General features: G+C 35.3%; 15 protein-coding genes. 11 read left to right on the forward strand and 4 right to left on the reverse strand.

Annotated features, from left to right (window positions below):
• Window position 1 precedes the first annotated feature (1 nt).
• The 3 genes from IV494_RS10480 to IV494_RS10490 are packed head-to-tail and all read left to right on the forward strand — an operon-like array spanning window position 2 to window position 2,856.
• Window positions 2–694 carry a hypothetical protein gene (locus IV494_RS10480; protein WP_196080086.1) on the forward strand — a complete coding sequence of 231 codons (693 nt, stop codon included), beginning with the start codon at window positions 2–4 and terminating at the stop codon, window positions 692–694.
• A 1-nt stretch (window position 695) separates the two neighbouring features.
• Window positions 696–1,211, forward strand: a complete 516-nt coding sequence (locus tag IV494_RS10485; protein WP_196080087.1) for an LptE family protein — start codon at window positions 696–698, stop codon at window positions 1,209–1,211.
• A gap of 1 nt (window position 1,212) precedes the next feature.
• Window positions 1,213–2,856 carry a hypothetical protein gene (locus IV494_RS10490; RefSeq protein WP_196080088.1) on the forward strand — a complete coding sequence of 548 codons (1,644 nt, stop codon included), beginning with the start codon at window positions 1,213–1,215 and terminating at the stop codon, window positions 2,854–2,856.
• A 30-nt stretch (window positions 2,857–2,886) separates the two neighbouring features.
• Here the strand turns inward: IV494_RS10490 and IV494_RS10495 are convergent, their stop codons facing one another.
• The 4 genes from IV494_RS10495 to IV494_RS10510 all read right to left on the reverse strand — a co-directional run bounded on the left by IV494_RS10495 (window position 2,887) and on the right by IV494_RS10510 (window position 5,274).
• Entirely contained in the window at window positions 2,887–3,534 is a 648-nt protein-coding gene (locus IV494_RS10495; protein ID WP_196080089.1) for a DUF4126 domain-containing protein, read from the reverse strand.
• Between the two features lie 63 nt (window positions 3,535–3,597).
• On the reverse strand, window positions 3,598–3,978 hold the full coding sequence (rnpA, locus tag IV494_RS10500; protein ID WP_196080090.1) for a ribonuclease P protein component: 381 nt from the start codon (window positions 3,976–3,978) through the stop codon (window positions 3,598–3,600).
• Window positions 3,971–4,699 carry a tRNA threonylcarbamoyladenosine dehydratase gene (locus IV494_RS10505; RefSeq protein WP_196080091.1) on the reverse strand — a complete coding sequence of 243 codons (729 nt, stop codon included), beginning with the start codon at window positions 4,697–4,699 and terminating at the stop codon, window positions 3,971–3,973. Before IV494_RS10505 ends, rnpA begins: the two co-directional genes overlap by 8 nt.
• A gap of 2 nt (window positions 4,700–4,701) precedes the next feature.
• Window positions 4,702–5,274 carry a TatD family hydrolase gene (locus IV494_RS10510; RefSeq protein ID WP_230380073.1) on the reverse strand — a complete coding sequence of 191 codons (573 nt, stop codon included), beginning with the start codon at window positions 5,272–5,274 and terminating at the stop codon, window positions 4,702–4,704.
• A 147-nt stretch (window positions 5,275–5,421) separates the two neighbouring features.
• Here IV494_RS10510 and IV494_RS10515 point away from each other — a divergent pair, with 147 nt between their 5' ends.
• The 8 genes from IV494_RS10515 (at window position 5,422) to IV494_RS10550 (ending at window position 13,863) form a co-directional block, all read left to right on the forward strand.
• Window positions 5,422–6,048, forward strand: a complete 627-nt coding sequence (locus tag IV494_RS10515) for a TetR/AcrR family transcriptional regulator (RefSeq protein WP_196080093.1) — start codon at window positions 5,422–5,424, stop codon at window positions 6,046–6,048.
• A gap of 146 nt (window positions 6,049–6,194) precedes the next feature.
• The gene (locus IV494_RS10520; protein ID WP_196080094.1) at window positions 6,195–7,169 is read left to right on the forward strand and encodes an outer membrane protein assembly factor BamD; all 975 of its coding nucleotides are present in this window, start codon (window positions 6,195–6,197) and stop codon (window positions 7,167–7,169) included.
• Window positions 7,170–7,211: 42 nt separating this feature from the next.
• Window positions 7,212–7,535 carry a DNA-directed RNA polymerase subunit omega gene (locus tag IV494_RS10525; RefSeq protein WP_196080095.1) on the forward strand — a complete coding sequence of 108 codons (324 nt, stop codon included), beginning with the start codon at window positions 7,212–7,214 and terminating at the stop codon, window positions 7,533–7,535.
• A 154-nt stretch (window positions 7,536–7,689) separates the two neighbouring features.
• Window positions 7,690–8,895, forward strand: a complete 1,206-nt coding sequence (coaBC, locus tag IV494_RS10530; RefSeq protein WP_196080096.1) for a bifunctional phosphopantothenoylcysteine decarboxylase/phosphopantothenate--cysteine ligase CoaBC — start codon at window positions 7,690–7,692, stop codon at window positions 8,893–8,895.
• Window positions 8,896–8,932: 37 nt separating this feature from the next.
• On the forward strand, window positions 8,933–9,838 hold the full coding sequence (porD, locus tag IV494_RS10535; protein ID WP_196080097.1) for a type IX secretion system protein PorD: 906 nt from the start codon (window positions 8,933–8,935) through the stop codon (window positions 9,836–9,838).
• A 75-nt stretch (window positions 9,839–9,913) separates the two neighbouring features.
• Window positions 9,914–11,563: a DNA repair protein RecN gene (locus IV494_RS10540; protein WP_196080098.1), complete on the forward strand. Its 1,650-nt coding sequence runs from the start codon at window positions 9,914–9,916 to the stop codon at window positions 11,561–11,563.
• Window positions 11,564–11,613: 50 nt separating this feature from the next.
• Complete coding sequence (locus IV494_RS10545) at window positions 11,614–13,080, forward strand: DUF5687 family protein (protein WP_196080099.1); 1,467 nt, start codon at window positions 11,614–11,616, stop codon at window positions 13,078–13,080.
• Between the two features lie 69 nt (window positions 13,081–13,149).
• Window positions 13,150–13,863 carry an ABC transporter ATP-binding protein gene (locus IV494_RS10550; protein WP_196080100.1) on the forward strand — a complete coding sequence of 238 codons (714 nt, stop codon included), beginning with the start codon at window positions 13,150–13,152 and terminating at the stop codon, window positions 13,861–13,863.
• The last annotated feature ends 52 nt before the right edge of the window (window positions 13,864–13,915 follow it).

Below are 13,915 nucleotides of genomic sequence, written 5' to 3' on the forward strand. Positions count from 1 at the left end.
CATGGAAACAAAACTAAACCTAAAACCAATTGACTTTAAATTTAGCCAGTACCTGAGTCAGGGCTTTGAAATTTTAAAGAAAGACTTCGGAAAATTTTTCTTGGGCTTTTTATTCACCATTATCATGTCGATCATTCCTTTTTGTGGTTTGATGGCTTTGGGAAATTTTTATAAATTTAGCCGTAAAGTATTTAAAAGTGAACCTGCAGAAGCCTCAGAGATTTTTAATTTCGACGATTTTATGCCCTATTTTATTTTACAGTTGATCATTATTGGAGCAATACTCGTTTTAGAAATTCCGATTATTATTGTCAGTGTTTTCGGGAGCCAGTTAGGAGATTCCTTCAGTTCTCTGGCCTTTTTAATTCCCATCTACATGATCGGTTTATTGGTATTTCTTTTTTACTTTCTGATAAAAGGATTTTATATTCCTGCACTCATTTCTGTAGCGAGAGTAAAAGACCTTAAAACGGCGTGGAACATGTCAAAAGAAATGACCAACGGAATCGGCTGGAATATTCTACTTTTTGTGATCGTTGTAAGTTTTCTGAGTCAGCTCGGTATTATTCTTTGCGGAATTGGTATTTTCCTCACACTGCCGTATAATTATGTGACCCAATTTTTGGCGTACGAAGATGCGATGAATCAAATCACCTATGATGAAATTAAAGAAATAGGTTCAGAACAAATTTAAAATGAAAAGACTTTTTGCTTTTACAATTTTTGCGTTATTGATATTAAATTCTTGCTATTCTTTTACCGGATCATCACTGAGCCCGGAAACGAAGACGATACAAATTAAAGAATTTCCGAATAATTCTGCCTTGATGAATCCGAATTTAGCGCAACAATTTTCTACAGATATTCAGAACAGATTTCTGCAACGTACGACTCTGAAAGGAGCTACAGAGAAACCCGATATTTTAATCGAAGGTGAAATTATAGATTACACGATCACGCCGACCACGATTTCCACCGCTGTAAATGCGCCGGGAGGAAATATTCAGGCTGCGCAAAATAAATTAACGATCACTGTGAAAGTGCATTACGAAAATAAGATCGAGCCTAATAAAAGTTTCGACAGAACGTATTCTGATGAAGCCGTTTTCAGCAGCGATCTGGATATTAACACCATCGAAACTTCCCAGGTGAAAGTGGTGAATGAGAGAATCATCAATAAAATTTTTAATGATATTGTAGCCAACTGGTAAAATGAACGCAAGAATTTTAGAATTAATCAAGAACCCCGAAATCATCCAAAATCAAGATTTAGATTTGCTAAATTCTGAGATAAAGCAACATCCTTATTTGCAGAATATCAGAGCGATACACTTGTTTGGAACCCATAAATTTGATACAGAAAATTATCAAAAAGAACTTTCTGTAACTGCAGCGTATACTACTGATAAAAAAATTCTTTATCAACTGATCAATAAAAAAACAGAGATAATTTCGGCGCCAGATCATACAGAGAATCCACCATTTGAAAAAGGATCTGCCGAAGAACTTCCCGAACCAAAAATCTATAATGATGTAATTATTATTGAAAAACCGACCGCAAAACCTGTTTTTGTAGAAGGCAATTTAAACCGAATTTTATTTGAAGGTGAAGAAGATTTTTTGGAAAGAGAAAATGAGAAGATTGATATTCAATCTACCTTAGAATCAGGGAAAATAGTGACGCAAAGCATTATAAAAGAGGAAGAAGAAAAAAGCATTTCAATTCCGTTAGAAAAAGCTGAATTTACAGAAACGGAAGATGCAGAAAGTTTCACACCTGAAACCATCATCAATGAACTTGCAATTTCTAAGGAAGAACCTGTAGTTGAAGATCTTTCTACGATAAGTTTTCATGGTTTGGAAGAATTTCTTCCGGATGTTAAAATAAAGGCCACTAATACTGAAGAGCATTATGTCGCGCCAAAACCGCAACTGAGCAAACAGGATCTAGAAATGCAGCTTTTAATTGCGGAAGTAGAAGCAAAAGTGAAAGCTTCAAAAAAAGAAAAGGTAGTAGAAATTGAACCGGATCACAACCATGACCTTAATTTTTCTGAAAGTCAAAAATTAGAAATCGCTCCTGTCAAAAGTGAAATTGTTCCGGAAAAATCACCGGAAGTTATTTTGGAAACAAAAACTCAGAATGAAGAGATATCGGAAGAAAAACCTTCAGTAAAAGAAGAAATCACGGAGAAACCTGGTTCAACAGAAAAATCCTCGTGGAAACCGATGCAGTTTTCAGGCAATATTCCGGATTCTTTAATTGACAAAAAACCGGAGATAAAAACAGAAGTGCAATCTGTTATCATCAAAAATAGTTTTGATGATAAAGAACTTTCTGAACCAAAAATTGAAGTTGAGCAATTAGAAGAAAGACCGGTTTTAAATGTTTCCTTTTTAACGCAAAAAGTTTCACCGATTGAATCTCCAAAACTTGAAAAAGCGGAGGAAGAAACTCAGAAAGTTGAAGAAACAGAACCGATCACCGAAAGAAGCAATGTTACCAATTTCATAAATACCTGGCAAACCTGGTTGAAAATTGACCGAGAAGAAGAAATTAGCGAAGAAAAACCGGTTATATCTAAAGTTGAAGTTAAGAATACAGTCATCGAAAAATTCATTGAAAAAGAACCGAAAATTTCTAAACTGAAGGAAGAATCTGATTTTGTCGTAAAAGAAAAAGGGACGAATATTTCACATTTAATGACGGAAACTTTAGCCAATCTTTACGTAGAGCAAAAACTCTATGCGAAAGCAATTAAAGCGTACGAAACTTTAGCGACGAAACATCCACACAAAGAAGATCTATTCAAAGAGAAAATTCAGGAGATCAAAGAACTTCGAAAGAATCCATAAAAAAAACGCTCGTTAATGAGCGTTTTTTGATTATTCCAAATGCTTCCGATCTATCGATTCTACCTGGATTGTTTTCGTATTTCTATCAGAATTAAAATTCCTGAATTTTCGCCAAAGTTTTCGTCCTAAAACAAACACGGTGATTATCAAAATAATTGCAGCAATAAAAGCAATTACGGGTGCAGCGAGTGCTAAAAATGACATAATTCCGGCGCCTGCTGTTTCAGTGGTTGCGACGACAGAATTTCCAAATCCTCCTGTTGTCGCTGTAGAAGCCGCACGAGTTCCGGCAAATCCCGAGCTGATCGCCGCGGCTGTTCCTCCGCCCGCAATTAATGCTAAAGCCCATTGTGGAAATGTTCCAATATCTGCAAACTGACTTGCAAACATTACCGAACCTGCAACCGTTGCCAAAGGAATCGAAATGGTATCTAAAAGATGATCAACAAAGGGAATATAATATGCCAAGATCTCAACGATCATCGCAATTCCGGTTGTAATAAGTGTTGGTAAACCAGACAACCATTGAAAGTTTTCGTTTTGTGGAATCCAGCCCATGTACGATGCCAAACTTACGGCAAACATCGGTAAGAATACTCTAAAACCTGTTGCTGCAGCTAATCCTATACCGATAAAAGCGCTTATTAGATAAGGTAAATAAGGAATGTGATCTAACATTGGTGACAAGTTTTAAATTATTGTTTTCCAAATTTACAAAAACCGAGATATGATTCCGAGATTTTATTTCACTGATTCACACAATTTTAAAAAATTTTCTTCTACAATTTTATAATGAGCGGGCTTTTCAGTAGAAACCCAGAAAAGCATCGATATTGAATTTGTTCCGAATTTTTCCACAAAAAGTTCTTTATTCAAACGATAACATTCACGCAGCAACCTTTTAATTCTATTTCGGTGAACTGCTTTTTTAAAATGTCTTTTAGAAACAGAAACTCCCACTTTTTGTCGGTCAAAAGAGAAATCTTCCTGCGGTTTTTTATCTAAATTAAGGGTGATAATTCTTAAATTGTCACAGGTTTTCCATTTACCCTTTTCAAAAAGCAAAGTGATGTCTTTTTTATGTTTCAACTTTTCCTCCTTCGGAAGTTTAAGATCACTCATCTTTTTCGATTATATAATTAATGACTTCTGCAGCTGCGTACAGACCGAAAATTGCCGGAATATAACTGATCGTTCCATAGAAAGACCGTTTATAATTCGCGCCATCAGTCATTGCTAAACTTTCTTCACTCTGAATTTCGTTGGAAAAAACACACCGAATTCCTTTGTCGATATTCTCTTTTTTCAGACGTTTTCGAACTTGTTTTGCCAGAAAACAATTGTAAGTTTTGCTGATATCTCTCACCATCACTTTCGCAGGATCGATTTTTCCACCGGCTCCCATACAACTTACCACTTTTATTTTTCGTCTTCTCGCCATGAGAAGCAAAGTAACCTTTGGCGTAACACTGTCAATACAGTCCAAAATATAATTAAATTTCTGAGAATCAATAACTTCTTCCATCTTTTCCGGATTAAGAAATTCGTTGATCTTAAGCAGTTCTAATTTTGGATTGATATCTAAAAGCCGTTCTGCAACAATTTCTACTTTTGATTTTCCGATCGTGGAATGAAGCGCAGGAAGTTGTCTGTTGATATTCGTGATGTCGACAATATCACCATCAACAATTGTCATTTTCCCAACACCTGCTCTTGCCAAAAATTCTGCCGCAAAAGAACCAACTCCACCCAAACCAACGATGAGCAGATTTGCATTTTGAAGTTTCTCAATGCCATTTTCTTTTATTAGAAGTTCTGTTCTTTCAAGCCAATTTTTCTGCATTTTTATATTGAAATTTGTATGTTTTGGAGATTTCCTTTGATTATTTGAAGCAGCTCTTCTACTTCCAGATTTTTTATTGAAGCCACTTTTTGGTATAATTCTTCAATTTTAAAGTCTGCTGAATCCGTTTCAAGAAACAATTGGTCCAGGGGAAAATCTCTTAAAAATTCCTGCAAATTTACATTATACAAAACTGATTTTCCAAAACTTAAATAAAACTGATTTCTGAGCAGATCGTCGCCAATTGTTTTTCTTTTATTGAAACCGTGAACGACCATGGGAACTTTCGATATTTTTCGGAAAGGAATTAATCGGGAGAATCTTCTTACACAATGAATAATTAAAGGTTTTTGAATTTCATTCGCGAGATAAATCTGCCTTTCAAAAACTTCTTCCTGCAATTTTTCTTCAACTTCGATCAAACCATCTAAACCACACTCTCCGATCGCAACACACTTTTCTAACTTAGAAATTTCTTTTAACCAATGAAATTCTTCCTCCATATTATCCGAAATTGAATTGGGGTGAATTCCTGCAGAAAAATAATTCTTGGGCAATTCTTCTTTAAATTTCAAATTATAAATACCGAATTCGCTGTTAAAATAATGATGGTGAAAATCAAAAAATTGCATTCTCAAAAATACCGAAAAAACTAAACAAGTGACAAAATAGTAACATAAATTGTGTTAAAATTTCATTAACTTTACTCGAAATAAAACACCATGAAGAAGAAATTTTCAGAAAAACAGATCCATATTTTGGATGTGGCTGAGAAATTAATTGCAAAAAAAGGCTTTGAGGGAACGTCGATCCGGGATATTTCTACTGAAGCAAAAATAAATGTTGCCATGATCTCATACTACTTTGGCTCCAAGGAAAAAATGATGTCGTATCTCTACCGCTACAGAGTTCAAAAAACCAGAGAAAGCTTTGCAGAATTTGCCGAAATTATAAAAGAAGGAAAACCGGAAATGCAGATGAAAGAACTGGTGAAATATGTAGTCAATCAATTGTTTAAATATAATTATTTCCATGGCTTCGTAACACAGGAACTTCGTCATACCGAACATTTAAAAGATGATCTGCTCGAATTCTACACAACCTTTACCACAAAAATCGATGATGTTATTAAAAAAGGAGTTGCTTCCGGAGTTTTCACCAATGCTCCAAAACCGGAAGATGTTTTGACACTGATCGTGGGATCTTCCCTTTTTGTAATTCGGAACAAAAATTTCTATGAACTGTATGTTTCGGGTAAAGAAGAAAATTATTTAGTGGAGGCAGAAAAAAAAATTCAGGCGAATCTTTTGATCACCGTTTTCTCCGTAATTGGATATCAAGCCTATTAAAAAGGTGTTTTTTTTGAAATTATGAATATTTACCGTTAAAATATTAGTTAAATAATCATAAAAGAAAATCTATTGATAAAAAAATGATATTTTTGCAAACTTAACCGCAGAAATCATTTAAAATTATTTTCTGCTATAATAGATTTATGAAAAAACATTTGATAGTACTTCTTGCATTTTTCGCATTGTCTGCGTGTAACAGACAGCAAGGTTTAGCGATGAAAAGTGCAGATAAAGATTTTATCCTGAAAGTTGCCAACGAAAAATTCGAAAAGAAAAAATGGAGCGATGCACTTGCTCTCTACGAAAGGTTATCTAATCTGGTTGCAGGAACCGATGATGCGCCAAACGTAGTGTACAATTCTGCATACGCGAATTATTACGATAAAAATTACAAATTAGCAGGACATCAGTTCAAAAATTTCGCGGTGACTTTTCCCCAGGATAAGCGGGCGGAAGATGCATCTTACATGTCTGCGTTATGTTTTTACGAAGGTTCAATGGACTACAATCTCGATCAGACCAACACTGATCTGGCGATCAACGAACTTCAGACTTTCCTCAACAATTATCCGAACTCTGACAAGTCAAAAAACATCAATGAACTTATCGATGAACTGACTTATAAACTGGAATTCAAAGCGTATGAGAACGCAAAACAATATTATAAGATAGCAGATTACAAAGCTGCAAATGTTGCTTTCGACAATGTGTTAAATGATTTCCCAAGCACCAAACTTCGTCCGAAAATTTATGATTATATTTTGAGATCGAGATACGAGCTTGCAACGAACTCTGTTTACGATTTGAAAAAAGACAGAATCGAAAACGCTTTATCGTTTACAAAACAGGTTGAAAGAGAAATGCCGAACAGCGAAAATGCAAAAACAGCAGTGGACTTGAGAACGAAATTAAACAAAGCGAAAGAAGATTTCGTGGTGTTAGAGAAAAGAGTGGAAGACCGAAGAAAAGAACTTTTGGATAAACAGAAAGCAGAAGAGGTAAGAACAAACGCAGAGAAAGATCTGAAAAGCGCAGAAAAGAACAGCGATCAGATCAGGAGAGACAGTGCGTCTCTTGCTACACCGGCTCCTGCTGCGACTTTCCAAATCCAAAAATAACCCGTATATTTGCAAACTTATTAATATAATAATTCACTGAATATGAGCGTAAAAGATTCTAAAGCCGAATTAAGTACAATAACTTACGACAAAGATAAAATCGAGGAAAAAGTGGGCTCTATCTATGAAGCCATCGTAATTATGGGGAAAAGAGCAGAGCAGATCAATGCTGAGATCCGCACTGAACTTCACAGTAAATTAGACGAATTTGCAGTGCATAATTCAACATTGGAAGAAGTTTTCGAAAACAGAGAGCAGATTGAGATCTCTAAACATTACGAAAAACTTCCTAAACCTACATCCATCGCGATCAGAGAATGGTTAGATGGTGAAATTTATTTTAGAAATACAGACGAAAGAAACTAATTTCTGGTTTTTTCCAAATACAATAAAAGTCACAAAAGATCTATGCTTTTGTGACTTTTGCTATTTCTAAAGTACATATTTCGCTACATCATTCCTCCAAATTTCTATTTCTAAAAATTTAAGTAAATTCGTTCCACTATAAACGGTCACTGAAATGAACATTAAAGGTAAAAAAATTCTCATCTGTATTTGCGGCGGAATTGCTGCTTACAAAATAACTTACCTCGTGCGAAACCTCATTAAAAAAGGTGCAGAAGTTCAAATTTTAATGACTCCTTCAGCGGAAAATTTCGTTTCGAAACTCACGCTTTCTACCCTTTCAAAAAATCCTGTTTTCTCCGACTTTTATTCTGAAAATGGAACGTGGAATAATCATGTGGAATTTGCACTTTGGGCAGATCTGATCGTAGTTGCTCCCTGTACTGCAAATACTCTGGCTAAAATGGTTCACGGAATTTGCGATAATTTAGTGATTGCCACTTATATGTCGGCGAAATGCCCCGTCTTTATTGTTCCTGCAATGGATCTGGATATGTATAAACATCCGTCGACGCGACAAAATTTAGAAATGGCAGAAGATTTCGGACATTTTATTATTCCCGCAGAAATAGGTGAATTAGCCAGCGGATTATCCGGACAAGGTCGAATGGCCGAACCTGAAACTATCGTCGAAAAAATAGAAGAATTTTTTAATACAACGTCTCAATCCAAAACCTGGGTCGGAAAAACAGTATTGATTACAGCTGGACCAACTTACGAAGCGATTGATCCTGTTCGATTTATAGGAAATCATTCTTCCGGAAAAATGGGTTTCTCACTGGCAGATGTTGCTGCTGATCGCGGCGCGAACGTGATCTTAATTTCCGGGCCAAGTTCTCAGACTACCAATCATCCCAATATAAAAGTTCACCGCGTTACTTCTGCAAAAGAGATGTTTGAGGAAGTTTTCAAACATTACGAAAATTGCGATGTTGCGATTGCAAGTGCTGCGGTTGCCGATTACTCTCCGAAAGAAATAGCCAAAGAGAAAATTAAAAAAAATGATGATTCTTTGACCATTGAACTCATAAAAAATCCGGATATACTGAAAACGATGGGCGAGAGAAAAACCCATCAATTTCTCGTAGGATTTGCGCTGGAAACTCAAAATGAAGAAGAGAATGCAAAAGGCAAACTGGCGAAAAAGAATCTCGATATGATCGTTTTAAATTCATTGCGCGATGCTGGAGCAGGATTTAAAAGCGACACCAATAAAATTAAAATTATTACAAAAACCGAAGTGAAAGAATTTACTTTGAAATCGAAAAATGATGTCGCAAAAGATATTTTAAATTTCGTGGAAGAACAGATTTCAAAATAATATCCTTAAATTTCCGTTTTCTAATTTTACATTGAACATGAAGAAACTTTTTACAATATTCCTCCTTATTTTCACCTTTCAATTAAGCTTCTCTCAGGAGCTTTTGGCAAATGTTCAGGTCAACGCACAACAGCTTGGCGGGAGTAATACGCAGGTTTATAAAACTTTAGAAAAAAATTTAAGAGATTTTATCAACAATACAAGCTGGACCGGAAAAAAACTGCAGAATTTAGAAAAGATCAAGTGCAATTTCGCCATTGTTATCGCAGAACGATCTGGAAACAGTAATTTCAAAGCAAGTCTCGTCGTACAGGCAGTTCGACCGGTTTTCAATACGACTTATGAAACGCCACTTTTAAACCTCAACGATACTAAATTTTCGTTTGATTATACCGAAAATGAAAATCTCGTTTTTAATGAAAGACAGTTTTCCGGTAAAAACTTAATTGATGTAATCAGTTTTTATGTTTATACTATTTTGGGCTACGACGGCGACAGTTTCAAAGTGAAAGGGGGACAACCTTGGTTTGAAAAAGCTCAGAAAATTTTGAACAATTCTCAAAATCAAAGTTTTGAAGGATGGTCATTAATTGAAGGCCCAAAAACCAGAGCCGCTTTGGTCGATAATATGTTGAGACCGGAACAAAATACACTCCGAAACCTTTATTATACTTATCATCGTGCGGGTTTAGATAATCTTGGAAAACAGGATCAATCTGCCGGAAAAAAGATTATTGCAGATGCTGTTTTACAATTGAAAGAGTATGAAAATAATTTTCAGATGAATTATCCGGTGAATATTTTCATCGACACCAAAAAACAGGAAATTTTCGACATTTTCAATACCGGAAATAATGCCAATATCAATATGGCAGATCTTAAATCGCTGCTCATTATTTTATCTCCGAAAGATATCGATAGCAAATGGAATAAGTGGAAATAGATTGAAATCTCTTTTAAATTCTTAAATTTACAAACCGAAATTCAATTGGTAATTTCGTAATTGATTTTTCAAAATATGCTTTCAAGAATTTTCATTCAAAACTTTGCGCTTATTGATTCCCTCGAAATTACTTTGAACAAGGGTTTACAGGTAATTACGGGAGAAACTGGTGCTGGGAAATCAATTATTCTTGGTGCGCTGCGTTTAATTCTGGGCGAAAGAGCAGACGTAAAATCAACTCAGAGTTCCGAAACTAAAAGTATCGTTGAAGCTGAATTTAATTTAAATGAAACGTTTAAATTTTTTTTTGAAGAAAACGATCTAGACTTCGAAAATCAAACGATTATCCGAAGAGAAATTCTGCCCACCGGTAAATCCCGCGCTTTTGTCAATGATGTTCCTGTCACTTTGGAGACATTGAAGAAACTTTCTGAAAAGCTCATCGATATTCACTCCCAATTTGAAACATCCAATTTGTTTGATGAGGAATATCAATTTCGAATGATCGACGGACTTTCGAAAAACAAAACCTTAATTACCAATTATCAGCAGGAGTTTTTAGTTTACAAAAGGTTGGTCAAAGAACTGGAGAATTTTAAAAAACAACTTCTTGAAGGCAATAAAGAAAACGATTACAAAGTATTTTTGCTGGAGGAATTGTTGGAGGCGAATCTGGATGAATTTGATCTGGAAGAAGTTCAGGATCAATTAAGCAAACATGAAAACGCGGAGACGATCATTGAAAATCTGTCTTTGATCTTCAATAAAATGGATGCAGAAGAAATTGGCGTTCTGGATTCATTGCTCGATGTAAAAACGAAATTATCAAAAGTTGCTTCTCTTTCTCATGAATTTTCAAGGTTAAATCAGAGATTTGAGGAAACTTTTGTTGAATTGAAAGATCTCGTTTTCGACCTTCAAAACGAAGCTGAACATATGGAAACAAATCCACAAACATTGCTGGATCTGTCTTCGAGACTCAATAAAATTAATACTTTATTCCTGAAACATAAAGTAAATTCCGTCGATGAACTGAAGGCAATTCGCGACGAAATGCAGAACGATCAAACTGGTTTTGCAGAATTAGAGTTTTTAATCGAGAGCACTGAAAAGCAAATTGCGGCTTCTTCTCAAAGTTTAGAAAAAGCTTCAAACGAATTATCTCAGAACCGAAAAAAAGCCATTCCAAATTTCATTAAAAAGACGGAAAAGCTACTTAATCAGTTAGGTTTAGAAAAAGCCAAAATCGAAGTTCAGTTAACTGAAGTTGAAAGCTATAACAATTTTGGAAAAGAAAATATTCAATTATTATTTCAGGCAAATGCAGGTTTTCCTTTAAAGCCGATCCAGACCGCAATTTCAGGTGGTGAACGTTCCCGGGTAATGCTTTCCATTAAAAAACTGATGGCAGAAAATGCAGAACTTCCGACATTAATTCTGGACGAAATCGACACCGGAGTTTCCGGTAAAGTCGCAGAAGAAATGGGAAATGTGATGAAAGACATGTCAGAAAACATGCAACTCATCGTGATCACCCATCTTGCACAGGTTGCGGCGAAAGGAAATAATAATTACAAAGTCATCAAAAGAGAAGTTTCCGGGAAAACCCAAACGACGATCATTCCTTTGAATCACGACGAAAAATTACAGGAAATCGCACAGTTGCTTTCTGGCAGTAAGATCACTGATGCCGCAGTTTCTCAGGCAAGAGAACTGATGAAGTAATTCATCTGTAACATTTTTCTTATTTTTAGACTTATCATAAAACTAAGAAAATGTACCGAAGACTCATCCAGTTCGAATTCAAAAATTTCATACGAAATCCGCAATTCGGCGCTAATCTTGGAATGAAAATTCTGATGTTTTTCGGAATGGCTTATTTCAGTTTTGCCTATCTGGCTCTTCCATTTCTGCTTTATTTCTTTGCGACTGAAAAATTACATGTAGATCCTGTTCTTATTTTCTGTAAGTATTTTATTTACTATTGGGCAATTGATCTGCTGGTTCGTTATTTCATGCAACAAATGCCGACGCAAAACATCAAACCTTTTCTCACTCTAGGAATTTCGAAAAAAAAACTGGTGAATTATACCATGGTCAAAGTTCTTGTGAATTTTTTCAACTGGGGAAATTTACTTTTTCTTCTCCCTTTTGCCGGACTTCTTATTATTGATGGCGGATTTTCGGTGATTCATGTCTTAATGTTTACCATTGGAATTTTAGCGGTTTTCTATTTTAACAATTTTCTCAATATTTTACTCAACGGAAAAAATGCGGTTGTCATAACCGTCTTCGGAATTATGGCGATTTTTGGCGCTTTAGAATATTATAAAGTCATCCAACTGTCTCACTATTCGCAGAAAATCTTCTACAGCTTCTATCAATATTTTGGAGTGTTTCTTATCCCAGTAATTCTGGCAATTTTAGCAGCATATGTCGCTTATCAGGAAATTTACAGAAACTTTTACCTCGATAAAGGATTAGAATTAAAAGTCGCAGAAGGTAAAACTGAAAACATCGTATTTTTGAATCGCTACGGTGTGATGGGAACTTTTATTAACAATGATATAAGATTGCTGAAGAGAAGTAAAGCTGCTAAATCGGCTTTAACAATGAGCTTGTTCTTTCTGTTTTATGGTTTACTGACTTACTCGAAAGGCTATGACAACAGTTTTATGCAACTCTTCACCGGAATTTTTATCACGGGCGGATTTATGTTGATGTTTGGTCAGCGCGTTCCAAGTTGGGACAGTTCGTATTATCCTTTGATGATGACACAAAATGTTCCGTATAAAGAATATTTGAAAGGAAAATGGTCGCTGATCATCATCGGTATTTCTGTTTCGATTGTTCTGGCTTCAGCTTATCTTCTGATTAGTTGGGAGTTTTATTTAACAGTTCTTGCTGCAGGTTTATATAATTTAGGCGTCAATTCCTACATCACGCTTTTAGCAGGTGCTTTCAATAAAAAACCAATTGACCTGAACTCAAAAAGCAAATCATTCGGTGGTGGTGGCAATAATTTTAATATGAAAATTATGCTGCTTCTCCTACCACAAATGATTTTACCGATGGGCGTTTTTGCGGTAATGAAACACTTCTTCGGAATTTATCCTGCAGTTGGGAGTTTAGCAATTCTGGGAATTATTGGTTTTTCTCTTAGACACAAAATTTTCGATGTGATCGTTAAAGTTTATAAAAACCAGAAATATTCGACCCTCGATGCCTTCAAAAAAGTATAATTTATTTATTCAATTTTCGCACAAAGAAATTTCTTCCTATCTAAAACCCATCATCTAAAACCTCATCAAATGATTTCAATTCAAAATATATCTAAAGTTTACGGAACCAAAAAAGTGCTTCACATCGAAAACCTCGTCATTCCGAAAGGAGAGAGTTTCGGTTTGGTAGGAAATAACGGCGCCGGAAAAACGACCCTTTTCAGTCTTTTGTTAGATTTAATAGAACCTACAACAGGATTTATCGAAATCGATGGAAATAAAGTTAACGAAAATGAAAACTGGAAAAAGAAAGTTTCTGCTTTTATTGATGACACGTTCTTGATCGGTTATTTAACTCCGGAAGAATATTTCTATTTTCTGGGCGAACTTCGCGGGCAAAACAAAGCAAGTGTCGACGAATTCTTAAAACAGTTCCATGATTTTTTTAATGGTGAGATTTTAAATGCCAAAAAATACATCCGTGATCTATCGAAAGGAAATCAGAAAAAAGTCGGAATTGTAGGCGCTTTAATTGGAACTCCCGAAATTATTGTTCTGGATGAACCTTTTGCGAACCTCGATCCTTCCACTCAAATTAAATTGAAGAAATTAATAAAAGACTGGACAAAAAACGAACAAGTCACTTTTCTAATTTCAAGTCACGATCTTGCACATACGACCGAAGTCAGCAACAGAATCGTATTGCTCGACAAAGGCGAAATGATAAAAGATATCATCACGACTCCGGAAACTTTGCAGGAATTAGAAGATTTCTTCGCCACCTCGGTTGAAGTTTCAATCTAAATTCATAATCAAAATCCATTTTCATTTATTAGAAAGTGGATTTTTTTTTAAT

Origin of the sequence: Kaistella gelatinilytica, from assembly GCF_015679325.1 — a bacterium.
GTDB classification, from domain to species: Bacteria; Bacteroidota; Bacteroidia; order Flavobacteriales; family Weeksellaceae; genus Kaistella; species Kaistella gelatinilytica.